The 24,716-nt window shown below is 41.5% G+C and carries 24 protein-coding genes; 16 read left to right on the top strand and 8 right to left on the bottom strand.

Features of this window, described 5'->3' with window-relative positions; all coding sequences use genetic code 11:
- Positions 1 to 166 precede the first annotated feature (166 nt).
- On the top strand, positions 167 to 394 hold the full coding sequence (locus B9T34_RS05460; protein WP_086212160.1) for a hypothetical protein: 228 nt from the start codon (positions 167 to 169) through the stop codon (positions 392 to 394).
- Positions 395 to 529: 135 nt separating this feature from the next.
- On the opposite strand, the gene bioB is transcribed toward B9T34_RS05460, so the two are convergent.
- Both bioB and queG read right to left on the bottom strand, forming a co-directional pair.
- Positions 530 to 1,519, bottom strand: coding sequence for a biotin synthase BioB (bioB, locus tag B9T34_RS05455; protein ID WP_086212159.1), 990 nt, complete (start codon positions 1,517 to 1,519; stop codon positions 530 to 532).
- Positions 1,520 to 1,811: 292 nt separating this feature from the next.
- Positions 1,812 to 2,900 carry a tRNA epoxyqueuosine(34) reductase QueG gene (gene queG / locus B9T34_RS05450; protein WP_086212158.1) on the bottom strand — a complete coding sequence of 363 codons (1,089 nt, stop codon included), beginning with the start codon at positions 2,898 to 2,900 and terminating at the stop codon, positions 1,812 to 1,814.
- A 22-nt stretch (positions 2,901 to 2,922) separates the two neighbouring features.
- Between queG and B9T34_RS05445 the strand changes: the two genes are divergently transcribed.
- Together B9T34_RS05445 and B9T34_RS05440 are read left to right on the top strand one after the other, a co-directional pair.
- A complete protein-coding gene (locus B9T34_RS05445; RefSeq protein ID WP_086212157.1) occupies positions 2,923 to 4,395 on the top strand; it encodes an NAD(P)H-hydrate dehydratase in 1,473 nt (490 codons plus the stop codon).
- Between the two features lie 28 nt (positions 4,396 to 4,423).
- Positions 4,424 to 4,702 carry an acylphosphatase gene (locus B9T34_RS05440; RefSeq protein WP_086212156.1) on the top strand — a complete coding sequence of 93 codons (279 nt, stop codon included), beginning with the start codon at positions 4,424 to 4,426 and terminating at the stop codon, positions 4,700 to 4,702.
- Between the two features lie 340 nt (positions 4,703 to 5,042).
- Here B9T34_RS05440 and ruvC read toward each other — a convergent pair whose 3' ends face one another.
- A complete protein-coding gene (gene ruvC / locus B9T34_RS05435) occupies positions 5,043 to 5,588 on the bottom strand; it encodes a crossover junction endodeoxyribonuclease RuvC (protein ID WP_086212155.1) in 546 nt (181 codons plus the stop codon).
- 122 nt (positions 5,589 to 5,710) lie between these two features.
- Between ruvC and B9T34_RS05430 the strand changes: the two genes are divergently transcribed.
- Together B9T34_RS05430 and B9T34_RS05425 are read left to right on the top strand one after the other, a co-directional pair.
- Positions 5,711 to 6,274 carry an FxsA family protein gene (locus B9T34_RS05430; protein WP_086212154.1) on the top strand — a complete coding sequence of 188 codons (564 nt, stop codon included), beginning with the start codon at positions 5,711 to 5,713 and terminating at the stop codon, positions 6,272 to 6,274.
- Positions 6,275 to 6,400: 126 nt separating this feature from the next.
- Complete coding sequence (locus tag B9T34_RS05425; RefSeq protein WP_086212153.1) at positions 6,401 to 7,039, top strand: LysE family transporter; 639 nt, start codon at positions 6,401 to 6,403, stop codon at positions 7,037 to 7,039.
- Here the strand turns inward: B9T34_RS05425 and B9T34_RS05420 are convergent.
- From B9T34_RS05420 to ahpF, 3 genes are all read right to left on the bottom strand, one after another.
- Complete coding sequence (locus tag B9T34_RS05420; protein ID WP_086212152.1) at positions 7,030 to 7,224, bottom strand: hypothetical protein; 195 nt, start codon at positions 7,222 to 7,224, stop codon at positions 7,030 to 7,032. The genes B9T34_RS05425 and B9T34_RS05420 overlap by 10 nt on opposite strands.
- A gap of 209 nt (positions 7,225 to 7,433) precedes the next feature.
- Positions 7,434 to 7,682, bottom strand: coding sequence for a hypothetical protein (locus B9T34_RS05415; RefSeq protein ID WP_086212151.1), 249 nt, complete (start codon positions 7,680 to 7,682; stop codon positions 7,434 to 7,436).
- A 476-nt stretch (positions 7,683 to 8,158) separates the two neighbouring features.
- A complete protein-coding gene (gene ahpF / locus B9T34_RS05410) occupies positions 8,159 to 9,724 on the bottom strand; it encodes an alkyl hydroperoxide reductase subunit F (protein WP_086212150.1) in 1,566 nt (521 codons plus the stop codon).
- 688 nt (positions 9,725 to 10,412) lie between these two features.
- Between ahpF and B9T34_RS05405 the strand changes: the two genes are divergently transcribed.
- From B9T34_RS05405 to B9T34_RS05380, 6 genes are all read left to right on the top strand, one after another.
- Complete coding sequence (locus B9T34_RS05405; protein WP_086212149.1) at positions 10,413 to 10,955, top strand: GTP-binding protein; 543 nt, start codon at positions 10,413 to 10,415, stop codon at positions 10,953 to 10,955.
- 11 nt (positions 10,956 to 10,966) lie between these two features.
- Complete coding sequence (locus B9T34_RS05400) at positions 10,967 to 11,389, top strand: roadblock/LC7 domain-containing protein (protein WP_086212148.1); 423 nt, start codon at positions 10,967 to 10,969, stop codon at positions 11,387 to 11,389.
- A 98-nt stretch (positions 11,390 to 11,487) separates the two neighbouring features.
- Complete coding sequence (locus B9T34_RS05395; protein ID WP_139841250.1) at positions 11,488 to 12,414, top strand: hypothetical protein; 927 nt, start codon at positions 11,488 to 11,490, stop codon at positions 12,412 to 12,414.
- A 59-nt stretch (positions 12,415 to 12,473) separates the two neighbouring features.
- On the top strand, positions 12,474 to 12,830 hold the full coding sequence (locus B9T34_RS05390) for a hypothetical protein (protein WP_086212146.1): 357 nt from the start codon (positions 12,474 to 12,476) through the stop codon (positions 12,828 to 12,830).
- A 101-nt stretch (positions 12,831 to 12,931) separates the two neighbouring features.
- The gene (locus B9T34_RS05385; protein ID WP_086212145.1) at positions 12,932 to 13,144 is read left to right on the top strand and encodes a DUF1653 domain-containing protein; all 213 of its coding nucleotides are present in this window, start codon (positions 12,932 to 12,934) and stop codon (positions 13,142 to 13,144) included.
- Between the two features lie 49 nt (positions 13,145 to 13,193).
- Positions 13,194 to 13,784: an O-methyltransferase gene (locus tag B9T34_RS05380; RefSeq protein ID WP_086212144.1), complete on the top strand. Its 591-nt coding sequence runs from the start codon at positions 13,194 to 13,196 to the stop codon at positions 13,782 to 13,784.
- A 102-nt stretch (positions 13,785 to 13,886) separates the two neighbouring features.
- Here the strand turns inward: B9T34_RS05380 and B9T34_RS05375 are convergent, their stop codons facing one another.
- A complete protein-coding gene (locus B9T34_RS05375; RefSeq protein WP_086212143.1) occupies positions 13,887 to 14,093 on the bottom strand; it encodes a KTSC domain-containing protein in 207 nt (68 codons plus the stop codon).
- Positions 14,094 to 14,576: 483 nt separating this feature from the next.
- On the opposite strand from B9T34_RS05375, the gene B9T34_RS05370 reads away from it, so the two are divergent.
- Entirely contained in the window at positions 14,577 to 15,623 is a 1,047-nt protein-coding gene (locus tag B9T34_RS05370) for a linear amide C-N hydrolase (RefSeq protein WP_086212142.1), read from the top strand.
- Between the two features lie 117 nt (positions 15,624 to 15,740).
- Here the strand turns inward: B9T34_RS05370 and ahpC are convergent, their stop codons facing one another.
- Entirely contained in the window at positions 15,741 to 16,304 is a 564-nt protein-coding gene (gene ahpC, locus B9T34_RS05365) for an alkyl hydroperoxide reductase subunit C (protein WP_086212141.1), read from the bottom strand.
- A 397-nt stretch (positions 16,305 to 16,701) separates the two neighbouring features.
- On the opposite strand from ahpC, the gene hrpA reads away from it, so the two are divergent.
- The 4 genes from hrpA (at position 16,702) to B9T34_RS05345 (ending at position 24,654) form a co-directional block, all read left to right on the top strand.
- Positions 16,702 to 20,589 carry an ATP-dependent RNA helicase HrpA gene (hrpA, locus tag B9T34_RS05360; protein ID WP_086212140.1) on the top strand — a complete coding sequence of 1,296 codons (3,888 nt, stop codon included), beginning with the start codon at positions 16,702 to 16,704 and terminating at the stop codon, positions 20,587 to 20,589.
- A 30-nt stretch (positions 20,590 to 20,619) separates the two neighbouring features.
- On the top strand, positions 20,620 to 21,735 hold the full coding sequence (locus B9T34_RS05355) for a beta-ketoacyl-ACP synthase III (protein WP_086212139.1): 1,116 nt from the start codon (positions 20,620 to 20,622) through the stop codon (positions 21,733 to 21,735).
- 11 nt (positions 21,736 to 21,746) lie between these two features.
- Positions 21,747 to 22,502 carry a lysophospholipid acyltransferase family protein gene (locus B9T34_RS05350; protein ID WP_086212138.1) on the top strand — a complete coding sequence of 252 codons (756 nt, stop codon included), beginning with the start codon at positions 21,747 to 21,749 and terminating at the stop codon, positions 22,500 to 22,502.
- 139 nt (positions 22,503 to 22,641) lie between these two features.
- The gene (locus B9T34_RS05345; protein WP_086212137.1) at positions 22,642 to 24,654 is read left to right on the top strand and encodes a hypothetical protein; all 2,013 of its coding nucleotides are present in this window, start codon (positions 22,642 to 22,644) and stop codon (positions 24,652 to 24,654) included.
- Positions 24,655 to 24,716: the final 62 nt, after the last annotated feature.

Below are 24,716 nucleotides of genomic sequence, written 5' to 3'. Positions count from 1 at the left end.
TATGAGTATGAACAAATGGAAGAAATTGGTGCTCACAAGGAATGCCGGAAGTGCGGTGTGACGAAAGAATAAAAAGTGAGCGAAAGCTCACTTTTTTAATGGAACTTTCAGATTATACATAAAGTGATTAAACTGAACTTCTATTCAATTATTTTATCGTATGCACATGACTAAAGATTTTAAGGCAGACACTTATATTGTTGATGATCAGCTGCAAGATACGCTAGGGTGGCTGTGTCATCATCAAGAGTGTTTCGAATCATTCAGCTATGATGCAATTACCCAAGAATTGACAGTTGTGCATGCCAATGGACAGGATGTCATTAGGAAAGGTGATTATTTAAATGCAAAATATGGAATTTTGATTACTGCGCATAACTTTGCACAGTCTTAAACACCCAAATAAGTGATTTAAACTGTGCACGCTGAATAAAATGATGTCTTGATGATATACGACATGAAACCATATTGAGCAAATGCAGCATTTAGCCAGAATAGCGCATCATTCTATTCTGGCGTTAAGATCTAATTAGCTTGCCATAGCATCTACAGAAAGTTGAGCAACATTCAGTTTTGCTTTTTCTGCAACCAATCCAAGCTTATCAAACAGCTGTCTATCTTTGCCTTCACCAGCATTAGGTGTGGTGAGTAATTTTTCACCTGAAAATAAAGAGTTAGCGCCAGCCATAAAAGCTAAAGCCTGATCAGAATCGGAAAGTGATTCACGGCCTGCAGATAAACGGATATAGCTTTTCGGCATAATGATACGTGCAACAGCAATAGTACGGATCCATTCTGTAACATCTAGCTTTTCTACATTTGCCAGTGGAGTACCATCAATAGGGACCAGCATGTTAATGGGCACAGATTCTGGATGAATTGGCAAAGTCGCTAATTCCTGCAATAAGCCAATACGGTCATTGCGGTTTTCGCCTAGCCCGACAATACCGCCGCTGCAGACTTTCATGCCAGCGCCGCGTACGTATTCCAAGGTATCTAGGCGGTCATCAAAAGTACGTGTACTGATAATGTGAGAGTAATACTCGCGTGATGTATCAAGGTTGTGATTGTAGTAGTCTAAACCAGCGTCTTTTAAACGGACAGCTTGAGATTCGTTCAGCATGCCAAGTGTCATGCAGGTTTCTAAGCCTAAAGCTTTCACTTCACGGACCATTTCCAGCACATAAGGCATATCGCGCTCATGCGGGTTGCGCCATGCAGCCCCCATGCAGAAGCGTGAAGAACCTGATTCTAAGGCTTCTTTTGCCTCGGAAATGACTTTATCAACCGCAATACGTTTTTCAGCTTCTAAATTTGAGTCGTAATGCGCAGACTGTGAGCAATACTTGCAGTCTTCTGGGCATTTACCTGTTTTAATAGACAGCAAAGTACTGACCTGAATGGTATTGGCGTTAAAGTTTTCGCGGTGTATGCGCTGTGCTTCAAAAACCAAATCTAAAAAAGGCTGCTCATATAAAGCCTGAATCTCATCGCGAGCCCAGTCATTACGTAAGTTCATGATCGCTGTCCATCATCATTGTTATGTTGTGCTGTTTATCATACAGAAAGCATGCCAGTTCCAAAGGCAATAAACGTCAACTTTGATAGTATCTATCGATTAAATTTGTAAATATATGGAAATATAAGATTGTATATTTGGCTGCAAAGTTTACATATTTAGCTAAATATCGTTGCAAAGTTTTTTTTGTAATTTTTGACTTTGCAAGGAATGGGTAAGTTCAATTTTAAAATATTGCAAACTTGACTGCAAACAGGTCTTTGCGAGTTTGCAGTAACTTGCTTGAAAAATATTAAGCTTTTGCTTGCTGTTCTGCAATCGCCCAATCAATGTGGACTTGCACAATCTCATCATGCATTGCTCGGTTTTGGCTTAATGCAGCAATAATTTCTGCTGAATATTCTGCATTGCCCAGCCCAATTGCAATATTGCGCATAAAGCTTTGATAACCTGTTCGGCGGATTGGACTGCCTTCAGTACATGTTAAGAATGTTGCTTCATCCCACTGCCAAAGATCCAATAAAGATACCTGATCTAAACCGTGGCGCGGGTGAAAGTCTTCGATGGAAGTTTTCTTGGCAAAACTGTTCCACGGGCAAATGAGCTGGCAGTCATCACAGCCGAATACTCGGTTGCCTATGCCTCTGCGTAATTCTTCTGGAATGATGCCTTTGTATTCAATGGTCAGGTAGGCAATGCATTTACGCGCATCCAGCATATAAGGTTCAACAATAGCCTTTGTTGGACAGATATCAATGCATGCCGTGCAAGAACCGCAGTGTTTTTCTGTAGGGCTGTCAAAAGGCAAGTCTAAAGACGTAAATAATTCGCCAAGGACAAAGAAAGAGCCTGATTTCTTGTGAATCAATAATGTGTGTTTGCCAGTCCAGCCCATGCCTGCATTTTCTGCCAGTGATTTTTCAAAAACAGGGGCCGAGTCTGCAAAGGGGCGTGATTCAAATTCGCCTACTTTTTCTTTAATCTGTTGAGATAAGGTTTTTAGACGTCCGCGCATGGTTTTGTGATAATCGCGTCCGCGCGCATAGCGGGCAATAATGGCTGCATTGGGTTCAAATGGCACATAACGGGGCTTAGGTGTTTCGACTAGATAATCCATGCGCACACAAATGATGCTTTTTGTGCCGGGAATGAGCAATGTTGGGTCGGCGCGCTTGTCTAAATTTTCTTCTAAAAACTTCATGTCGCCATGATAGCCGCGCTTTAAATATTCTTTAAAACGCGGTAATTCCGCTTGAGCATCCGGTTTGGCAATGACACAATCAGAAAAACCTAAAGCCAGCGCTTGATTTTTAATCCATGTCTTCAGTGTTTCAGGATCATCTTGATTGAGCTGAATTTTTGATTGAGCAGAAGTTGCCATAAACCGTTTGGAAGGAAGAAGAATGCAGCAGCAAGTTTACCATAGCCCTGTTTATCATAGCCAAAGTATTCAAGCGTGGGAGCAGCGCTGGTTTGCTCAGCACAATAGTTCTTATGGTTTAATGAAGCAGGTTGCATGGGCCATTGCGAAGCGTTTAATCATTATTTTTCATGAACAGGGCATTAAAAAAACGGCCATTTGCTGCGGTCAGGGCAATAATGCTGGTGATGGCTATTTAATTGCAAAGTATCTGTTCCAAGCGGGTTTGAATGTAGATGTGTATGCCGCGCCCTTAGGAATGTCTAAGGATTTGCATGCTGCAGAGCAGGAAGTCCGAGAAGCGGGTGTACGCATCATTTCAGGCTTTCATTTTCAGCAGACTTATGATGCCTATATAGATGCGCTGTTTGGCATTGGGCTGAACCGTGTCTTAAATGCTGAATGGCAAGGTATTATTCGGCGTATTGATGCGCAAACAGGTTTAAAAATTGCGGTTGATATACCGAGCGGCTTGAATGCCAATAGTGGCCAGCCGTTACCCTGCGCAATAAAGGCAGACTATACCTTTACCGCTTTAGGCTTGAAAGCGGGGTTATTTACAGGTCAGGGCAAGGAATACTGCGGTCAGATTGACGTCATTGATGTTATGCCCACGGATGCAGAACTGCAGCCCATAGCTCATCTTTCATCTACAGATATTCATTTGCCCGAGCGTCAGGCTTTTGGGCACAAGGGCAGTTATGGACATGTGTTGATTGTAGGCGGACATGCCACTATGGGCGGTGCTGTCATTATGGCGGCGGAAGCCGCTTTTCATGCTGGCGCGGGTAAAGTTACCGTGGTGTGTGATGCGCGGCATCATACGGCAATTTTATCGCGTGCACCAAATATGATGCTGCGCGACATTAATGCTTTATCTGCCGAAGATATTCAAAGTTTAATACAGCATGTCGATGCCATTAGCTTTGGTATGGGCTTAGGGCGTGATGATTGGGCTGAAAAGCAATATAAACAATGGTTCCCACTCATACAGCAATCTCAGCTGGAAACTGTTTTAGATGCAGATGCCTTATGGTTCTTGGCAGAGTCCCCAGAACGATTAAAAGTGAAAAGTTATGCCACACCTCATTCTGGAGAGGCTGCAAAATTATTGGGAATGACGGTGCAAGATGTCGAAGCTGACCGCCTCAAGGCAATTCATTTGCTGCAGGAAAAATATGCAGGTCAATGGGTGTTAAAAGGTGCAGGCAGTTTGATTTTGGAAGACAAGCTTTGGATTTGCATTGCTGGCAATGCAGGCATGGGAACGGGCGGTATGGGGGATGTGCTGGCAGGAATGACCGCAAGTTTAAAAGCCCAATTTCATAGTGAAGTGCATTTGCATGAAATTGTGACTTTGCATGCGCTGGCGGGAGATTATTTGGCACAGCAAGGTACACGCGGCCTGCAGGCGCAAGATATGGCGCAAGCGGTCTATCAAGCCGTTAATTTATAAAAATTATGAATAGAAAATTGGCTCTCATATGAAAGCGTTGAAATTGCAGATTCATGGCAAAGTGCAAGGTGTTGGGTATCGCCGCTGGTTTGAACAGCAGGCGATTGCTTTGGATTTAAAAGGCTATGTAAAAAATTTGAAAAATGGTGATGTTGAAGCTGTAATTTGCGGTAATGAAGAAGCTGTGCATGAGATGCTGAAAAGAAGTTTGGTTGGGCCTTTTAATGCGCAAGTTTTGGAAACTCGGAAAAAAGAGTTAATGCTGGATGAGTGCAATTATGTAAGGTTTAAAATACTGAGAAATTAGGAACACCTGTATTTAAATACAGTATTTGGGTTGATTTACTGGGATTTTAGCAAGATGCTTTGTCCAAGCCTGATCGGTTTACTTATCGTATTTATTTTTGTTTCTTCGTGGGGCAGAAAAAATCAAATAGGGGGAGCCATCTAAAAGACCAAAAGTACTTAAGGAAAATTTTAAATCCTTTGGGAAAGATGCTGATCGCCGGCTATCATTATGAGCCTTCCATAAAATAAATGCATGCTGACTTTTCTTTGTATCTTCAATAAGGCCGTCTTTGCGATTAGGTAGGCGCGCTTCGATCAGAAGCTTAAAAAATATAAAGGCGGTTTCAGCTGCATTAAATCTAACGCCGTCTGCTGCTATTGCGGCTGCGTCCGCGCGCCATACCGCCTAAAGCATTCAGTACCGCTAATTTGCTCATACTGCCAGAAGCATGTGCATGGCAAATGGCAGCTGCGAGGGCATCGGCGGCATCTTGCTGCGGCTTAATATCTAAGTTGAGCAGTTTCATCACCATCATTTGAACTTGCTCCTTGTCGGCAGCGCCATAACCCACTACAGACTGCTTAATCTGCCGCGCCGTATATTCGGCAACTTTTAAATCTAAATTGGTTAAGGCCGCAATAGCAGCGCCGCGCGCTTGCCCGAGTTTTAATGCAGAATCTGGATTTTGCGCCATAAAAACTTGTTCTACTGCAGCTTCAGTCGGACCATGAAATTTAACAATACGGTCGACCCCGGCAAAGATGCGTTTTAGCCGTTCAGGCATTTCAGCAGTTTCTGTGCGGATGGTTCCAGCGTCCACAAAACGCAGTTTAGAGCCTTCATGTTCAATAATGCCGTAACCGGTTAGACGCGAACCGGGATCGATACCGATAATTAATGACATGATGGCCCTTTAAAAATAAAATAACGCCCATATTGTTACATAAGCAGATCAAAAAAGCTTGATACGGTTTGACCGCTTGATTGATGCACCTTATTTATTTAATAGAGATTTAATTAATTTTCATGAAATTATTTCTAATTGTCCTTGCGGGCTTAATTCTTGAAGTCTTTGTGTGGATTGGCGTGGGAGACCTCGTCGGCAGCATGTGGTATGTATTCTTCTGGTTCATTGCTGCGTTCTTCATTGGGATGAATATTGTGCGTAAGCATGCAGCAGGCTTAATGCCTCAAATGCAGCAAATGCAAGCGGGTCAGATGAGTGCGGACCCAGCGCTTTCAGGCAACTTGCCAAAAATTATTGCAGGTTTTCTATTAATGCTTCCCGGTCTGGTCACAGATGTTTTGGCGGTGTTGATTTTACTTCCTCCTGTACAAAATGCGCTTAAAGCGACCATGATGAATGTGATGGCAAAACGTCAGCAAGCCATGATGGAAAAAATGATGGGTGATATGGGAGGCATGGGCGGCGCTCAAGGCCAAAATCCATTTGCAGATATGATGCGTCAAATGCAAGAAATGCAAAAACAGCAGGGTGGAAGCCGCGATTCAAGCGTAATTGACGGCGAAGCGCGTGAAGTCACGCCAGAAGCAAAGCAAATTGAAATGAAAGACATCAATCCGAAATAATCGTTTTGAAGCTGTTTTAAGCCGGATCACATGATCCGGCTTTTTTAATGCCTAAATTTTATCTGCCTGCACATTTGTTTTGAACAAACGATATAATGAGATTTTTATCGTTTATTTTCTGCTTTTATGTCACTTCTTTTGACCATTTGCCTGCTGCATTTTGCAGCACAGCTCAGTCCTGGGCCAGATGTATTGCTGATCGCAAAAAGCGCAGCATCAAATACACGTATCAATACATTAAAAATTATTGCCGGTATTTCTGCAGGAATTGTCGTTTGGGTGGTGCTTACACTCATGGGCTTTACCGTATTGGTACAGCAGTTCCCATGGATTCAGCAAGTACTCATGCTGGTCGGCGGCTTGTTTTTAGCAAAGATGGGCTGGGGCATGCTGAATGGCGGCCTAAAGACGCTCAAGCAGGACGTTGCATTAGACAGTTCAGACGTATTGGAAAAGCCGCAGAATTATTTCTTGCAAGGTCTATTCACTAATTTATCCAATCCTAAAACATTGATCTATTTTAGCAGTGTGTTTTCTTTGGCTTTGAGTGCATCAGCGGGTTCTGATTTAAAAACGCAATTGGCGGTTATCATTCCAATTCAGACTTTTTTAGTGTTCAGTTTACTTATGATGATTGTATCGATGCCAAAAATTAAAGTGCTGTATCAGCGCGCAGGCAGTTATATCGATATTATCTCAGGCGTACTGTTTTTAGTCTTTGCGGTCTGGCTTTGGTACGATGCTATAAAAATGTTTTATGTCTGATCAGTGCTGGAAGTTTCCGTTTTTGACTGATCTGGATTAGAAGAGGGAACACTGTTTTCCTCTTTTTTTTCATCTGTACGGTAAGTATTCGGTTTTAAGGTGGCTTCAGTATTTTCTGAACCTTTATAGCTGCGGCTGCGGTTAGCGCGTTCACGCAATCCGCCTTTTTTAATGAGTTGAACCATAATAAAACCTCTTTTGACATTGAGTATTTTAAACGAATTTTCATTTAGTGCTTCATTCAATTTAAAGTTCAAAGCAGTGATGATGTAAAACTTGGCCAGTTTAAAGAGAATTGCAGTCAGATAGCTGAGATCAAAGTATTAGATATGATTTTGGGATGTAAAAAAGCCTGAAATAACTTCAGGCTTTTTTACCCCAGTTAGATATGCATCTACTTGCCGGGTGTTTTTTCATCTTGCTGTAAGACATCAAATAAAGATTGCTGAACAGGAACCTCTTGATGATCTTGCAGATAGACATGCACGGTTTTAAACACGACCGCAGCAACGAGGCAGGTCATAATACAAAAAATCCAAAATCCGTATGGGCTTTTAATATTATGTGATCCGCAATTGGTACATTCTTTGTCAGTAGAAGCAACAACTTTGTTGCAGCAGGCACAGTGATACTGATAGTGCATATTCTTCTCCTTGTTTTTTCTGACATCGTTTGTTGTTTTTATTTTCAATCACATATTCATGACTGAATGTTTATCTTATGTGATGAAATGTAGATAGACAAGCGCAGTCATTTGCCTTGTATAGTCACATTTCGAATAAAAGATCATTCTTCAGCTTAAGGCAATGATTTAAAATAATTAACAGTTTTTACAATTCAATGGTTATTTACAAATATCTGGCTTGAGCGTATTTGTAAAATTGATTTGGGAGTCATTAAACACGCACGAGATGACTGGATGATGACGCTTCTGTGTTGATTGATATTTTGCAGCTCTAGGCATGTGATTACTGTCAATGTGACCTTTAAAATAGTGTCATCTAACAAATAAAAATGAATAGATTAAAGCAATAAAAGTGTGATCGCTTATAAAGTTAGTTATAAAAAGGCGCGTAAAAAAGCCAGTCACAAGGACTGGAATTTTTAATTTAAAAGAGATTACTGACCTGAACGGATGATGTAATCAAATGCAGAGAGTGATGCTTTCGCGCCTTCACCTGTGGCAATGATGATTTGCTTGTACGGTACTGTTGTACAGTCACCTGCTGCAAATACACCCTTAACATTGGTTTCATTGCGGTCGTTAATCACAATCTCGCCGCGGTTTGAAAGGTCTACAGCAGTTTCTTTTAAGAAATCTGTGTTTGGCAGTAAACCGATTTGCACGAAGATGCCCGCAAGCTCAATGGTTTTGATCTCATCTGTTGCGCGGTCTTTGTAGTTCAAGGCAGTCACTTGTGAACCGTCACCCACCACTTCTGTAGACAATGCATTCATAATCACAGTGGTGTTTGGCAAGCTGTTCAGTTTGTCCTGCAATACTTGGTCAGCGCGAAGTTTAGTATCAAACTCAACCAATGTGACATGCTCAACAATACCGGCAAGGTCAATGGCTGCTTCTACGCCAGAGTTGCCGCCGCCAATCACTGCAACACGCTTGCCTTTGAACAATGGACCGTCACAGTGCGGGCAGTATGCAACACCGCGTGTTTTGTACTCTTTCTCGCCAGGAACATTCATCTCTCTCCAGCGTGCGCCAGTTGAAAGAATCACAGTTTTAGATTCAAGTTTCGCACCATTCTCTAAAGTCACTTCCACCAAGCCGTTTGCTGTTTGATCTGCGCCTTTAATGTTAGATACACGCTGCAGGTTCATGATATCTACACCATATTCACGCACATGCTCTTCCATTGCCGCAGCAAATTTAGGGCCTTGGGTTTTTTGAATAGAGGTATAGTTTTCAATATCCATGGTATCCATCACCTGACCGCCCATGCGTTCAGCCACAATACCTGTACGAATGCCTTTACGCGCTGCATAGATCGCAGACGTGTTGCCTGCAGGGCCGCCGCCAATGACCAATACATCAAATGCGTCTTTGGCATTTAATCGTTCAGCATCTTTGGCTGCTGCACCTGTATCCAGCTGAGCAATGATTTCTTCCAAAGTCATGCGGCCTTGACCGATGTGATTGCCGTCTTGGAACACCATCGGCACAGCCATGATTTTGCGTTCTTCCACTTCTTCTTGGAAGAATGCGCCGTCAATCATGGTTGCAGTTGCACCTGGGTTGTAGATTGCAATCAAGTTCAGCGCTTGAACCACGTCTGGGCAGTTATGGCAGCTTAAAGATACAAACACATCGAAGTCTGCAGTTAAGTTTAGGCCTTTGATTTGAGCCAAAACATCATCAGACACTTTAGGCGCATAACCAGACACTTGAAGCAACGCTAGAATCAAAGAAGTGAACTCGTGGCCCATAGGCAGGCCAGCGAAGTTAACACGCGGCTGCTCACCGGTTTTTGCAATGCCAAAACTTGGCGCACGGCTGTTTGTACCATCAAAACGTGCAGTCACCAACTCAGACAGAGCGGCAATTTCAGTCACCAATTCTTTGATTTTGTCTGATTTGTCAGAAGCATTTAAAGTCGCGACGATTTCAATCGGGCCCTCTAAACGTTCTAAAAGTGTTTTTAATTGAGCAGAAGTATTTTGATCCAACATTGCTAACGCCTCCAAAGGAGTAAATATTTATTTGATGAGTGAATCATAGGGGATTCAATTATATAGGTAAAACAGTTAGTTTTTATTTTTATAATCGCTTTTTCCTTTCGTGTCAAGGCAACTATATGTGTGCGGCATTTCTAACTGATCGAGATGCATTATTTTGGCGTAATGCAGTGAATATGGATTGCTTTGATTCTTTTGGTTGAAATGTAAATTGAGTCTCAAAAAATAATGAAAATTCAAATAATTACTCAATTATGTTCTGTGGTTTTAGCATTTAAGTTGAAGATATTCAGCAGTTTAATTTATGAGTGATTGTTATTTTGTCTATGGCAAATAGTATAGTTTAAAGAATAAGCGGCATGAATTTGTAATAAATAAAGAATGAAAAAGGATGTTATTTTTATACAATCACCTCTATTTATACACAAAATATCATTATAAGCTCTATAACTTTATGAAATATATGATTAAAAAATATTAATTAAATTTAATTGAGACTTGAAAGGTATTAATTGTGCGCTCAGGCTATAGTGGGTATATTATGAGCTGAATTTTATGTTTTATGATGAATTTCAAGGCGATGTGATACTTAAAAAATATTATAAATATGATTAATTAATGTGTTAAATTCCATTTGAAAATTTTGACCTGAATGAATCAAAGTTAACAATCGGTGATTTTAATGCTTTTACAGCAGTACAAAATTGTATTTGGCGGAACAATGGGGGCAGGTAAAACTGCAGCAATTAAGGCGCTTTCAGATATATCTGTAGTTTCTACGGAAGCTAGAAATACTGATGTTAAATCACATAATAAGCAGTTGACAACGATTGGTATTGATTACGGTGAAATCAATTTAGAGGATGGAACAAAAATTGGTTTATATGGTACGCCGGGACAAGACCGTTTTGATTTTATGTGGCCAATTGTTTGCAGGGGTGCACTAGGTATTGTTGTGCTTATTGACCATTCAAGCAATGACAGATTACAAAATCTGGAGTTTTATTTAAATGCATTTAAAGAGTATGGCAATAATATTGTTATAGGCATAACCCATTTAGATAAACAAGACGATCAGGTTTTAAAAATATATAGAGATTGGATGGCTTTATATAACTGTCAGTGTCCATTATTTGGTATTGATGCGCGTAAGAAAGATGATGTGCTGCTGATGATTGAAACTCTAATTGCCTCATTAGAAGTTCAATCTAACTTAACAGTTTAAATAGGTGATCTATGTTTGAGCCTGACCTTTGTCGAGAAACTCCGAAATACTTGATTGATGAAGGAAAACATCAGATTCAGGATCTGTTGCATGCTGTGAATGGTATGCATTTTGTTATGCTTTGTTCATCTGATGGCTTTGAATTGGCATCGGCAGCAAAGAAAAATATAGACAATACAGGGAAGATTGCGGCAGTTGGGAGTTCAATTCTTGCGATGGTTTCTGCGTTTGTTTCTGAGATGCAATTAACAGGATGCCAGACATTAACATTGGATGCAGATAATGGAAAAGTTATTTTAAGCAAAATTAATCATACTGAATATCCCATGCTGATAGTGGTATTGGCAGAATCAGATGTTTTGATTGGGAATTTACTGTACAGCGTAAAAAATGCAGCTAAATTATTGGCATCATTCAATGCACAGCTTATTTAAATCATATAGCTTGAATATTCCATTCGCAGCAATAAACATGAAGTGAATCTTTTATGAAACAATTTTTGAATGTTGCAATATTTGGTTTGAGCTTAAAGGTGATGGATCAAATCAAGCAAATGGTGATTTTAGCTATGCCGCAGCAGGTGTCCATTAAATGGTGCAATATTGCAGAAAAAAATATTGATCTGCTGTTGGTTAATGATGTTTTTTTTACTTCAAGCAATATTCAAAAAATTATTCTTCAAGATGTTCAAGCTTATTTAAGATTAGAAAAGCATGAAATTTATGCAGGGCAAATTACTGGAGACTTTTTATATTACCCATTTACTCAATCTGCAGTACTTTCAGATTGGATAAAAAATAGATTTTTTGATTATGGATATTTAAATAAAACTAAAGAATACACTCCAGAGTTTAAAAAAAATGATGATGGCAATGAATTAAAAACAGTGTCTAAGGTTTTAGATGAAGTATTTATTGCACGCAATGGTTTTATTCAATTAATGGATACACGGGGCTGTTTTGCATTAGTTGATACGAGAACAGAACGTATTTGGATGAATGAAGATAATAAGCTAATTCAATTTACTGCTGATATGAGCCAAATGTATGCGACTGGCCAATTTGTAAATGAATTTACACAAAATCGCCATGCACATGATTTACGGACTCAGCTCTGGCCGATATTGCTTAATGCTGGATTTAATCTGGAAGTATCAGAGCAAGATTGTTTTATGCTGAACATTTGGCCGCAGTTTTCTTCAAGCGTTGAGCGTAAAAATTTATTGAAAATGGCAGCATGTTTTGCGCAGGGCGCAAAAATATCAGACGTCAAGCGCTACTTAAATCTGACAAATGATTTGGTTGAACGATTTGTATCAGCGGCGCTGCTTATACGTCTGGGACAAAAAATTGATGCAGATACTGTTAAATTCCGGCTCATTACTTCGGAAAGCGAAACTGGCCAGCAGCTCAGTATTAAGGGTTTTTTCGGAAAGCTGCGAAAAAAATTAGGACTATAAATAGTCTGCATTTTTCAAAAAGGGAATCGTCCCGACTTTAAAAGAGCAAGGAAAAGGAAATGGCACGTATCAGTTTAGACTCACTCACTGGAATAGATGGATTTATTGCAGTAGCACTGGTTGATTCAGAAAGCGGTTTGGCGCTGGCTACGCAAGGATCAGGCATTGATTTAGAGCTTGCAGCAGCAGGCAACACGGAAGTGATCCGCGCAAAACGCAAAGTTGCGAAAGCGCTGAATTTGAATGACAGCATTGAGGATATTTTAATTACTTTAGGTAAGCAATATCACATTATCCGTCCTTTAGATTCTAATGAATCATTATTTTTGTATTTAGTGCTGGATCGCACTAAAGCAAACTTGGCAATGTCACGTTATGAATTAAAAGCCTATGAAAAAGAATTAGATTTTTCATAAGCTGCATGATTAGAAAGCCGCCTTTGGGCGGTTTTTTTATGGATTGATGATATTATTTCAGCTCTAAAATATTATCCTCTTCAGTTAAATCGAGCCAAGGTATGAAAAAAGGCATTTATCAGCATTATAAAGGTCAGCTATATCAAGTGTTTAGTGTGGCAACACATAGCGAAACAGAAGAAAAACTCGTGGTATATCAATGTTTATACGGTGATTACTCATTGTGGGTGCGCCCTTTAACGATGTTTAGCGAAACTGTCGAGCATGAAGGTAAAACGGTCGAACGTTTTAAGCTGATTCAGGAAGTGGAGTAGTGATTGCTATTCTAATATGATAAAAGTATTGACTTAGTTGGGAGGGATCATGAGCATTAGGGAAGAGTTTTTAACGCAAGTTGATAGGCTGTATCAGCAATTTCAGGCACACGATGCTCAACAGTCTGACCGGTTGCAGCGCTATCGCAATATAGAACCTGAGTCTGCTCAGTGTTTAGCGCTTTTAATTCGAGCCCAACAGGCCAAGCGAATATTAGAGATAGGCACATCAACGGGTTATTCTACATTGTGGCTGGCAAATGCAGCGCAAAGCACTTTGGGGCAGGTGACGACCCTTGAGATTGATGCTGAACGGACTGCACAGGCGCAGTCTTATGCACATCAGCTGCAGCTGCAGCATCTTGTAGATTTTAGAACGGTGGATGCTTTGGATTTTTTACAGCAAGCTGCACACAGTTATGATTTTATTTTGCTGGATTCAGAGCGCGATGCATATGTGGAATATTGGCCGTATTTGCAGAAAATATTAACTCAGAAAGGCGGTATGCTGGTGGTGGACAATGTACTGTCACATGCATCTGACGTGGAACAGTTTATTTCCTTAGTGCAAGCCAATCCAAAATATAGTAGCGTGACTTTGCCAATCGGTGCGGGTTTGTTGCTGATCACGGCAAATTAAGCTTTTATCTTACACATGAAAAGCCATCAATTTGTATGTTGATGGCTGCTGAGCTTAGGACAGATCCTTGAGCAGTAAAATCAATATAGCAATATGCTTTAATTATTGAATGCTGATGCGGGTAAAATGCAGATCATATTCTAAATATTTATGCACAAATGCTGTTTTATCTGTACACCGCATCATGTTGTTATAGATAAATTCAGGCACAGGGTGGAATAAATCACCTGTTCCATTGGTGTAAAAAATTTTTAGATAGCGTGAAGAAGCGCTGTATTTCCAAGATTTTACAGCAAGCGGTGTTCCCATAAGCAACCCCCTTATTTATTATGATCAGGCCTTAAAAATGTTTCAGGCTTCATTTGAAATTAAAATAAATAAACATTCAGCGGTGTAGCAGAATTGTAAAAATAAATCGAATATTTAAATATTATTCAGCAGTTAAAATCACTTTTTATGATTAGGCGCCGAAGTCCATAAAGTAAGCATAAAGCGCCGTCAGATGAGGTCGTGCAACAGAAGTATATTTCCATTAAATCTCAAAATTTAAAATATTAATTCTGCAGCGCGCATGCTATAAAAAATAAAGCATATTTGCGTGAAATTTAGTCATGTTATGCTTTGGATTACGGCATTAATCGAGCAGTAATTTTTTAGGAATCTTCAGGCTGCAGCTGGAGAGAGATAGGCTGATTGTTCAGGCCTTTATCTAATAAGACAGCTGTGCAGTTTTATTTGTTTTACATCAATAGACTTTATAACAAATTATTAATTTTTAGAGAGGTTGCAGGTATGAAAAAGACGATTTGCTGTGTATTGGCCGCTTCTGGAATTATGCTGTCCTCATTGGCTGAAGCATGTACACGCTTGGTTTTTCAGGGAGAAAACGGTAATGTCATGACAGCCCGCTCTATGGACTGGAAATCTGATGTGGGCACCAATCTTTGGATTTTGCCCAGCGGTGTAAAACGTGCTGGACAGGCAGGTCCGCAATCTGCACATTGGACTGCAAAATACGGTAGTGTTGTTGCAACGGGTTATGATATTTCTACCACAGATGGGGTGAATGAAGCGGGGCTAAATGCGAATCTGCTGTGGCTGGTAGAATCTGAATATCCGCAAGCTGAAAAATCAAAAAAACCGAAATTGAGCATTTCGTTATGGGCTCAATATGTTTTAGATAATTTTTCTACAGTAGATGACGCTGTAAAATTCTTGCAAAAAGAACCCTTTGATGTCATTACCGATCAAGTTCCGGGTGAAAATCGGTTGGCTACATTGCATTTATCTATTTCGGATAAAAGCGGCGATAGCGCAATTGTTGAATATATTGGCGGCAAACAGGTGATTCATCACAGCAAAGCCTATCAGGTAATGACCAATTCTCCGATCTTTGATCAGCAGCTGGCATTAAATCAGTATTGGAAACAAATTGGCGGTACAACTTTTCTGCCGGGTACAAATCGTGCAGCTGACCGGTTTGCACGCGCTTCGTTTTATATTCATGCCATACCACAGAAGGCAGATTCTAATAGCAGTCTGGCCAGTGTATTTAGTGTCATTCGTAATGTTTCTGTACCATTCGGCCTGAATACAGAAGAAGAGCCGAATATTTCATCGACACGGTGGCGTACGGTGGTGGATCATAAGCGTAATCTGTATTTCTTTGAATCTGCTGTTTCGCCCAATGTGTTTTGGGTCGATTTAAATAAGATTAACTTTAAAGATGGCAAAACTAAAAAACTGAATTTAGGTAAAGACCAAAGCAATACTTACGCAGGAGATGCAACGGCTTCTTTTACAGAAACCAAGCCATTTGCATTTCTTGGCATTAGCTGATGTAAAAATGCAGAGTTAAATTTTTCAATAGGGCTAAGGATGTTTGCTCGTCTTTCATCTTTAACAAAAAAAACCGCGCAAATGGCGCGGTTTTTTATCAGTTCAATCTAATACAGATTAGATTTTACCAACTAGGTCGATTGAAGGAGCAAGAGTTGCGTCGCCTTCTTTCCATTTAGCTGGGCAAACTTCGCCTGGGTGAGCGTGTACATATTGAGCTGCTTTAACTTTGCGAAGAAGTTCAGAAGCGTCACGGCCGATACCGCCAGCATTGATTTCAACGATTTGGATTTTACCTTCTGGATCGATAACGAAAGTACCGCGGTCAGCAAGGCCGTCAGCTTCAATTAATACGTCGAAGTTTTTAGCAAGAGTCCAGTTCGCATCACCAACCATTACGTATTGGATTTTTTTGATTTCTTCAGAAGAATCGTGCCAAGCTTTGTGAGTGAAGTGAGTGTCAGTAGAAACTGAGTAGATTTCAACGCCTAATTTTTGGAATTCAGCGTAGTTGTCTGCAAGGTCACCAAGCTCAGTTGGGCAAACGAAAGTGAAGTCAGCTGGATAGAAGAAAACAACAGACCATTTGCCTTTAAGATCAGCTTCGGTAACTTCGATGAATTTACCGTTTTGGAATGCAGTTGTTTTAAATGGTTTAACTTCAGTATTAATTAAGCTCATCATTGTCTCCATGATTGAGGTTTGTATTTGATTTCGAATAGAGTATAGAACTTCTTGTTATTGCTGAAATGGTATTTTTACATTAAAGATATCGGAAAAACCGAATTAGCCCCAACTACCATCTCATCAAACATATGATTTTAAACATTTCAATAAAGCGCATGACACAGTATTCACATAGTCAAATGATACTAAAATGACAAAATCAGCAAAAAACCATCTGTTCCTCAACTTGGCTTAGAACATGATGCCAATGCTGTTAAAATTCAAGGCTAAATTTAAAAAAAGTTAAAAATAAACTAAATTTAAGTACTTTATTGCTCTTTAGATGTTCTTCCGCTTCATGTCATTACAGCGTAAAATAGCCCTTTGTTGCTTTTACTAGGAATCTTGTTCTGTGCAGAGTCGTTTAAATGTTGATCAGCTTGTGATGGCGCGTGACCTTCACCGTTTAAACCGACTGAAAAAGGGCAAAGATGCGGATCAAAAACAGCATCAGGAATTATTTGAAAAGTCGAATATAAAAGTTCGCGAACGTTTTGAGCGTATTCCGAACATTAAGCTCAACCAAGAACTGCCTGTTACACAGTATGCCGATAAGCTGATTGATGCAATCCAGAAGCATCAAGTGATTATTGTAGCGGGTGAAACAGGTTCAGGTAAAACCACACAGCTGCCGCAAATCGCCATGCTTGCAGGGCGGGGCTTGACGGGTTTAATTGGCCATACTCAGCCGCGCCGTTTGGCTGCGCGCAGCGTCTCGCAGCGTATTGCTGAAGAAGTGGGTGAAAAGCTTGGCGAGTCCATTTCTTTTAAAGTCCGTTTTAATGAACAAGGCTCTCAAGACTCTTTAGTCCGTTTAATGACGGACGGTATTTTACTGGCAGAGCTGGTTAACGACAGATTCTTAACAAAATACGACACCATTATTATTGATGAAGCACATGAGCGGTCACTGAATATTGACTTTATCATGGGTTATCTGAAGCAGCTTTTGCCGCGCCGCAAAGATCTAAAAGTCATCATTACCTCTGCAACGCTAGACGTGAACCGTTTCAGTAATTACTTCAATGGTGCGCCCATTTTTGAAGTTGAAGGGCGAAGCTTTCCTGTAGAGACGCGTTACCGTCCGATTTCTGAAATGAATATTGGCGGCAGCGATGATGATGAGTTTGATGATTTTGAGGAAAATTTACCGCGCGCGGTTGTTTCTGCTGTAGAAGAGTGTTTGCAGGATGCGCAGCAAAAAGGCCATCCGGAACATGCGGATATTTTGATTTTTGCCAGTACAGAGCAGGAAATCCGTGAGCTGCAGGAAACGTTAATTAAACATGGTCCGCGCCATACGGAAGTGTTGCCCCTATTTGCGCGTTTGGCTTTGGGTGAACAGCAAAAGATTTTTAACCCAGCGGGCGGCGGGCGGCGCATTATTATTGCGACTAACGTTGCAGAAACCGCATTGACCGTGCCGAATATCCGTTATGTGATTGACAGCGGCTTTGCGCGTATTTCACGTTATAACTATCGTTCACGTGTGCAGCGCCTGCCGATTGAAGCCGTGTCTCAAGCGGCAGCGAATCAGCGTAAAGGTCGTTGTGGCCGTATTGCGCCAGGCGTGTGTATCCGCCTGTATAGTGAAGATGACTTTAAAAGCCGTCCTGAATTTACCGAGCCTGAAATTAAGCGGACCAACTTGGCATCGGTTATTTTGCAGATGCAAAGTTTGGGCTTTGGCGAATTAGAAGATTTTGATTTTATCGAACCGCCGGATCATCGTTTAGTGAATGATGGCCGTAAGCTTTTAATTGAGCTTGGGGCGATGGTGGAGAAGAGTAAAGCCCCTCTTTCTAAAAGAGGGGTTGGGGGAGATTCCTTAACCAAAATCGGTCAGCAAATGGCAAAAATGCCGATTGATCCGCGTCTTGCTCGAATGATTTTGGGCGGCGCGCACTTTGGTGTGCTGAATGAAGTCTTGGTCATTGTGGCTGCGCTCGCGGTGCAAGATCCGCGTGAACGCCCTGCAGATAAACAAATGCAGGCCGATCAGAAGCATGCGCTGTTCCGTGAGGCGGATTCAGATTTCCTGTTTTATATCAAGCTCTGGGATACATTGCATGATAACCGCGAAAGTATGAGTGAAAATAAGCGCCGCACCTTTGCGCGCAATCATTTTCTCAGCTGGCTGCGCTTGCGTGAATGGAAAAAGACCCATGAGCAATTGGTAGATCTGGCCAAAGGTTTAAAACTGTCGTTCAATGAAAAGAAAGCCAGTTATGAAAATCTGCACCGCGCATTATTAACGGGGCTGCTGTCTTTTATTGCCAATAAAACTGATGAACGTAATGTATTCATGGCGGTGCGTCAGCAAAAAGCGCGTATTTTCCCAGCATCGACTTTGCATAAGACTAATACGCCGTGGGTGATGGCTTTTGAAATGGTGGAAACCTCTCAGGTCTATATTCGCACACTGGCAAAAATTGAGCCTGAATGGATTTTATTGGCTGCGGGTGATTTGCTCAAGCATCATTATTTTGAGCCGCATTGGTCTAAAAAAGCTGGCGTGGTCAATGCCTATGATCAAATCTCGTTGTTTGGCTTAATTGTTGAGCCGAGACGTCAAATTAATTATGAAAAAGTCGATCAGCCAGCGGCGCATGAGATCTTCCTGCGGGATGCGTTGACTACGGGCAACTTAGGCACGAATCCGCCATTTTTACAGCACAATCTGTTAAAGCTGGAAGAAGTGGAGCGGGTAGAGGATAAACTGCGCCGCCGCGATTTAGTGGTGGATGAAGAAACTATTTACCAGTTCTATGCATCTAAAGTACCGGAAGATGTGGCCAGCCGCCGTTCTTTTGAAGACTGGCGTGCAACCGTAGAGCCTAAAAATCCGCGTTATTTATTTGTGGAAGATGATGCGCTGTGGCTGAATGACCGTCCAACCACGCAGCTTTTCCCAGACTATTTACGTAATGGCGAATTGCGTCTTGCCGCCAGCTACCGTTTTGACCCAAGCCATGATGAAGATGGCGCGACGGTAAAAATTCCAGTGCAGGCATTACCGCAAGTGGATGAAAATATTTGGTCATGGGGGATACCGGGCTGGCGTGAAGATCTGATTGAAGCCTTGCTCAAAGCCTTGCCGAAAGACAAGCGCCGCAATTTAGTGCCTATTCCAGACACTGCACGAAAATTGTCTGCACGAATAGATGCGATGCATTTGCAGCAGCATATTTTCAGTTTCTTGGCGTTTCAGCTGCGCGGTGATCAGGTTTCAGAAAAAGATTTTTCATTTGAGCGGATAGAGCAGTACCTGTTGCCGCTGATTAAAGTGCTTGACGATAAAGGCCGTGTGATTGAGCAAGGCCGAGACTTATCTGAACTGAAAGCGCGCTGCCGCACCGAAACGCACAGTCCAGTAAAACAGTTGAAGGGTGAATTTCAGACCTTCCCTGAGCAATTTGTTTTTGAAGCTTCACACAAAGTCACAGGTGTGCTTGTGAAGCAATATCAGGCGCTGGTGCCGGTAAAAAACTTTGCAGCGCTTGAGCAAAAAGATGAATCTGGCGTGGTGATTCAAACCTTTAATGATCAGGCTGAAGCTGTTAAACAGCACCGTGAAGGCATCATCCGTTTGGTGCATATGCAGCTGGGCGATTTAGTGCGTCAGCTGAAAAAACAGATTTCAAAACCCTTGGCTTTGGCATATTCCCCGCTGGGTGACAAAGCAAAACTGGAGCAAATGTTAGTTTATGCCACACTGCAGATGGCAATAAATGATCTTCCTGTCAATGCTGATGAATACCAAAACTTAGTCTTAAATGTAAAAAAATCTTTCTTAACGCATGGGCAAAATGCACTGTCAATGCTGAGTGAAATCTTCATTCAATGGCAGGATATACGCCGCAAACTGCTGGTTTTAGACGATTCTGTGTTTGGAAAAAATATAGATGATGTTGAAGATCAGCTTGATTTGATGAGCCTTTCAGACTTTGTTTACATCAAATCATCCGATGTTTGGCAGGAATTTCCGCGTTATTTAAAAGCCTTAGTCTTGCGTTTGGAGCGCTTACCAAATAACCTGCAAAGGGACAATTCTGCCATTGATCAAATTGATCAATGGATGGAAAAATTATTTAAGTTTAAAAATGACACTCGCCTGAAAGAATTGTATTTCATGGTTGAGGAGTTGCGTATCTCATTGTTCTCTCAGCCGATGAAAACCAAGATGCCGATTTCTCCTTCCCGCCTGCAAAAAGTTTGGGAAAAACTTGGAATCAATTAAGATATAGGTAATTTGAAACAGGAGTTTTACATGGGCATCCGCATTACGGGTACGGGCTTATTCCATCCGGAAGACGTTATTACCAACGAAGAGTTAGTTGAAGGTTTAAATGCCTATGTGGAACAGTACAATTTAGACAATGCTGAAAAAATTGCTGCTGGCGAATTAGAAGCGCGCCGGGGTTCAAGTGCTGAGTTTATTGAAAAGGCATCTGGTGTGAAGGCGCGCTATGTTGCCGAAAAATCTGGGATCTTAGACCCGAAACGTTTGCGTCCAGTGCTGCATGAGCGTTCAAATGATGAATTGTCTATTCAGGCAGAATGGGGTGTGGCAGCGGCGAAGCAAGCGATGGAAAATGCAGGCGTAACAGCGGCAGACATCGATGTGGTGATTTTGTCGTGCTCAAATATTCAGCGCGCTTATCCTGCAGTGGCGATTGAAATTCAAACCGCGCTTGGTATTGAAGGCTATGCTTACGATATGAACGTTGCGTGTTCGGCAGCAACTTTCGGCATTAAGCAAGCTTATGATGCGATCAAAGCGGGCGCGCGCCGTGTGCTGCTGGTAAACGTAGAGATTACCTCTGGCCACACCGATTTTCGTTCACGTGACTGCCACTTTATTTTTGGTGATGTTGCGACAGCATCAATCATTGAAGATACAGAAACCAAAACTGGCTTTGAAGTGCTGGACATCAACTTGTTTACTCAGTTTTCGAACAATATCCGTAACAACTTCGGTTATTTGAACATGAGCGAAGTGGATGCAGACATCGATAACAACCGTTTCCGCCAAGACGGCCGTAAAGTGTTCAAAGAAGTTTGTCCACTCGTTGCGAAGATGATCACGAAGCAGCTGGAAAAGAATGAAATTGCGCCGCAAAACATCAAGCGTTTTTGGCTGCATCAAGCCAATGCCAGCATGAATGAATTGATTCTTAAATTGGTGGTAGGTAAAGAGCATGCGCAGCATGATTTAGTGCCTATCATTCTAGATGAATTTGCCAATACGTCTTCTGCAGGTGTCATCATTGCGCTGCACCGTACTGCAAATGAAGTGAACGACGGCGAATTTGGCGTACTGTGTTCATTTGGCGCAGGCTATTCTGTCGGTTCAATTCTTGTGCAAAAGCACGTAGCTGCATAAGGAACACGGCATTGCAGGTTGAGCATGATGCAAAATGGATCAAGCGCGTTAGCGCTTTGTCCAAGCTGTATTTCACGCCGACTTTTTTAGGCGCGGAGCATATTGATGTCTCAAAACCTGCAATGTATGTCGGTAATCATACAATTTACGGTGTGCTTGATGCACCCATGATTATCGATTATCTGTTCAATGAACATAAAGTGGCTGTGGTGAGCTTGGCTGACCACAGACATTTTTATTTGCCTATTTGGCGCAATATTGTAAAAAAATTTGGCGCTGTAGATGGCGTGCGTGAGTATGCGCGCGTATTGATGCAGCAGGGTTATTCGATTCTGGTCTTTCCAGGCGGAGGCCGTGAAGTATTAAAGCGTAAAGGTGAGGCTTATCAGCTCATTTGGAAAGAGCGTTACGGCTTTTTGAAATTGGCGCAGGAATTCGATTACGAGATTGTTCCTTTTGCGGCTTTAGGCGGCGACGAAGTTTTTGATTTAGGTTTTGACGCCAACCATATTATTCAAAACAAGTATTTTCAGAAATTATTAAAAATTCCAAAGCTGGGAAAACTGCTGCGCAATGGCGAAGTCATTCCATCTTTACCCAGTCACTTTATCCCCAAACGGATTCCCTTTTATTTTCAGTTCATGCCGCGGCAAAGCATTATGCAGATTGAAAATCTAGAGCAGCTCATCAACTTTAGAAGCAATATTCAGCAATCTATTTATATGGCTTTAGATGAGTTGAAGCAGCTCAGAAGCGAAAAGCATTAAGCCATTTTATTCATCTTAATCATTGTCAGCTGTACTGTGCTGGCAGCTTGTTTGGAGTTTTGCAGCCGAAAACTGGCAAGCTTAGATCACATGTTCTATATTGAGTGAGCAATACTGCCAAGTATAATCTGGAGGAGAAATGCATAAGGAATATGTTGTTTCTGAATTGATGCAAGCGGCGCAAGCATTGCAGCGTATTTCTCCTGAGCTGAGCATTTTGGTACAGATGCAGATGGATATTGCTTCGCAGATTACCACGCATCAGCTCTTTAAAATCTATCAAGAGCAGCATCGTATTCAAATTGCGCACCCGCAATTTTATATTCAATTTTACCCTCCGGCACCAAGCTGTCAGCAAGCTAAAACTGTACTGATACAAAGCAATTTTGAAATTCAGCATCAAAAAGCTGAGCTTTTAGAAGATTTTATATTGCAGGAAATCAACTTTCTAACCGGGGATATAAAAGCGCAGCATCCACTTTTTTTAAGGGCAAAGGCGCAGCAGCTCCGGGAAATTTTAGCCAAAGAAATTTTTCATTGGGTTTTAGGCGCAGATAAACTCCGAGAAGCTTTGCAAAAAATGAATATTGCTCAGGCGCAGTATGCAGATCAGCTCCTGATGGATTTAGAACTGTATACGGAGCCGGTATTGCAGGCCTGTATTCGTCAGAATAAAGTCATTCCGCAACATATTGTGCAGCAGTTTGAACAATTGCTGCGCTTAGACAGCATGCTGGGGCATGAGTTTTTACCCATTCAGCCCTTAATGGAAAGCTATGATGAGTTTTGCTTTAGTGCGGCACAATTTTTAGATCCAGCGGTATACCGTATTGCTTCACTTTTTCACCGTGAACAATTTAACTTGCATGAACTGATTGAGCTGGAAGATAATATTCGCTTGCTGTATCCGCATGCAAAAGAGCATCCGCAGCTGTTGGGTTTTGTCCGATTAATGAATCGTGAAGTGTGGGGAAATTCAGATTTACTGTCTAAACAGCACTTCTTATCTGCCAGTCAGCGGATTTGGCAAAAGCAAGCGGCTGTGCTGCCGCTATTTGACTGTACTCGCGCAGTCAATTGGCTGTTTAAGCAGTCTGCGGAAGTGCTGGATTGGATCAGCTTGAATATTCAACACAGCAATATTCGTACAGCGGTAACGGCTCTCAGTTTTATTGACTGCAGTCAAATTCATCCGCAAATTATTTTAGCTGCGCTGCAATATTTTCAGCATGTCAGTGCGCGGTTATTTATACAAAGCTGTCATGTTCTTGCCATCGAAGACAATTGGTTTGAGCATCCGCAGAATCAAGCTGTAGTGATGCAAGGAACCAAGCAGGCTATAGATGACCATCGAGTAGCAATTCGGCCTTCTATTTTGTATTTGGATGAATGGATGGCGCTGGCTTCAAGCGTTGCACAGTCGGATGATCTGGTGATGAAGAAAATCTATCTGCGCTTGAGTCGTGTCATGCAGGCATTTATGCTGCAATTGCGTAAAATGACGCTGAGCTTGCCTGCAGATTTAATGCCTTATATTTTGCCTGATGCACAGCAAAATCGTGATTTTTACACAGTGCTGCAGCGTTATAAAATGCCGCAGGATCAGTTTCGGCAACAGTTTTATTTGCAGCAGGGACCTGTTCGTAAAAGCATTTTCGATGCCTATGTCCGAGACTTTTTAAGCGCGTATTTTGCTGAAGTCGATCGTGTGCCCAAAACTGTAACGTGGACAGGGCTATTTCATCAGGCTGCAGTGTGGCATGAGCAGATTCAAAAAGAAGAAATCTTATCTAAACTCAAAAAAGATTTTTCTTTGGCGGATTGGCGGCCATTTTGTGAGGCGGAAGTGCTGCATTTTGAACAGTGGAAATTTCGAGAGCTGCAAAGCATTGAGCGGATTATTGAAGAATCTCAGCGGCAGCAGCATTGCCTAGCGGTGAGTTACGCGCAGCGCATTTTTGAAAGGGAATACACGGCCTTTCATATGTCACATACACAAGAGCACGTTCATATGACCTTAGGCTGTATACGGCAAAATGAACAGCTGATTTTTGATCAGCTTGAGCTGTCAAATAATGAAAAAGCTGATGCACAGCTGATTCAGGTCGCAAAGCAATTCATTAAGTGGCTGAATGCAAAAATTCATAAATGAAAAAATGGATGAAAGCTGCTGTAAATTCGAACTTTAATCAGCCGGCAACGTGTTAAATAAAA

Origin of the sequence: Acinetobacter sp. ANC 3813 (genome assembly GCF_002135435.1) — a bacterium.
Classification (GTDB): Bacteria; Pseudomonadota; Gammaproteobacteria; order Pseudomonadales; family Moraxellaceae; genus Acinetobacter.
Note: the sequence above shows the minus strand (reverse complement) of the source record. Positions and strands in the feature narration are given on the sequence as shown.

What these genes read in the sequence shown, in the direction of transcription:
- B9T34_RS05460 (WP_086212160.1), top strand. Translation starts at nt 167, where the DNA reads ATGACTAAAGATTTTAAGGCAGACACTTATATTGTTGATGATCAGCTG.
- bioB (WP_086212159.1), bottom strand. Translation starts at nt 1,519, where the DNA reads ATGAACTTACGTAATGACTGGGCTCGCGATGAGATTCAGGCTTTATAT.
- queG (WP_086212158.1), bottom strand. Translation starts at nt 2,900, where the DNA reads ATGGCAACTTCTGCTCAATCAAAAATTCAGCTCAATCAAGATGATCCT.
- B9T34_RS05445 (WP_086212157.1), top strand. Translation starts at nt 2,923, where the DNA reads ATGCAGCAGCAAGTTTACCATAGCCCTGTTTATCATAGCCAAAGTATT.
- B9T34_RS05440 (WP_086212156.1), top strand. Translation starts at nt 4,424, where the DNA reads ATGAAAGCGTTGAAATTGCAGATTCATGGCAAAGTGCAAGGTGTTGGG.
- ruvC (WP_086212155.1), bottom strand. Translation starts at nt 5,588, where the DNA reads ATGTCATTAATTATCGGTATCGATCCCGGTTCGCGTCTAACCGGTTAC.
- B9T34_RS05430 (WP_086212154.1), top strand. Translation starts at nt 5,711, where the DNA reads ATGAAATTATTTCTAATTGTCCTTGCGGGCTTAATTCTTGAAGTCTTT.
- B9T34_RS05425 (WP_086212153.1), top strand. Translation starts at nt 6,401, where the DNA reads ATGTCACTTCTTTTGACCATTTGCCTGCTGCATTTTGCAGCACAGCTC.
- B9T34_RS05420 (WP_086212152.1), bottom strand. Translation starts at nt 7,224, where the DNA reads ATGGTTCAACTCATTAAAAAAGGCGGATTGCGTGAACGCGCTAACCGC.
- B9T34_RS05415 (WP_086212151.1), bottom strand. Translation starts at nt 7,682, where the DNA reads ATGCACTATCAGTATCACTGTGCCTGCTGCAACAAAGTTGTTGCTTCT.
- ahpF (WP_086212150.1), bottom strand. Translation starts at nt 9,724, where the DNA reads ATGTTGGATCAAAATACTTCTGCTCAATTAAAAACACTTTTAGAACGT.
- B9T34_RS05405 (WP_086212149.1), top strand. Translation starts at nt 10,413, where the DNA reads ATGCTTTTACAGCAGTACAAAATTGTATTTGGCGGAACAATGGGGGCA.
- B9T34_RS05400 (WP_086212148.1), top strand. Translation starts at nt 10,967, where the DNA reads ATGTTTGAGCCTGACCTTTGTCGAGAAACTCCGAAATACTTGATTGAT.
- B9T34_RS05390 (WP_086212146.1), top strand. Translation starts at nt 12,474, where the DNA reads ATGGCACGTATCAGTTTAGACTCACTCACTGGAATAGATGGATTTATT.
- B9T34_RS05385 (WP_086212145.1), top strand. Translation starts at nt 12,932, where the DNA reads ATGAAAAAAGGCATTTATCAGCATTATAAAGGTCAGCTATATCAAGTG.
- B9T34_RS05380 (WP_086212144.1), top strand. Translation starts at nt 13,194, where the DNA reads ATGAGCATTAGGGAAGAGTTTTTAACGCAAGTTGATAGGCTGTATCAG.
- B9T34_RS05375 (WP_086212143.1), bottom strand. Translation starts at nt 14,093, where the DNA reads ATGGGAACACCGCTTGCTGTAAAATCTTGGAAATACAGCGCTTCTTCA.
- B9T34_RS05370 (WP_086212142.1), top strand. Translation starts at nt 14,577, where the DNA reads ATGAAAAAGACGATTTGCTGTGTATTGGCCGCTTCTGGAATTATGCTG.
- ahpC (WP_086212141.1), bottom strand. Translation starts at nt 16,304, where the DNA reads ATGAGCTTAATTAATACTGAAGTTAAACCATTTAAAACAACTGCATTC.
- B9T34_RS05355 (WP_086212139.1), top strand. Translation starts at nt 20,620, where the DNA reads ATGGGCATCCGCATTACGGGTACGGGCTTATTCCATCCGGAAGACGTT.
- B9T34_RS05345 (WP_086212137.1), top strand. Translation starts at nt 22,642, where the DNA reads ATGCATAAGGAATATGTTGTTTCTGAATTGATGCAAGCGGCGCAAGCA.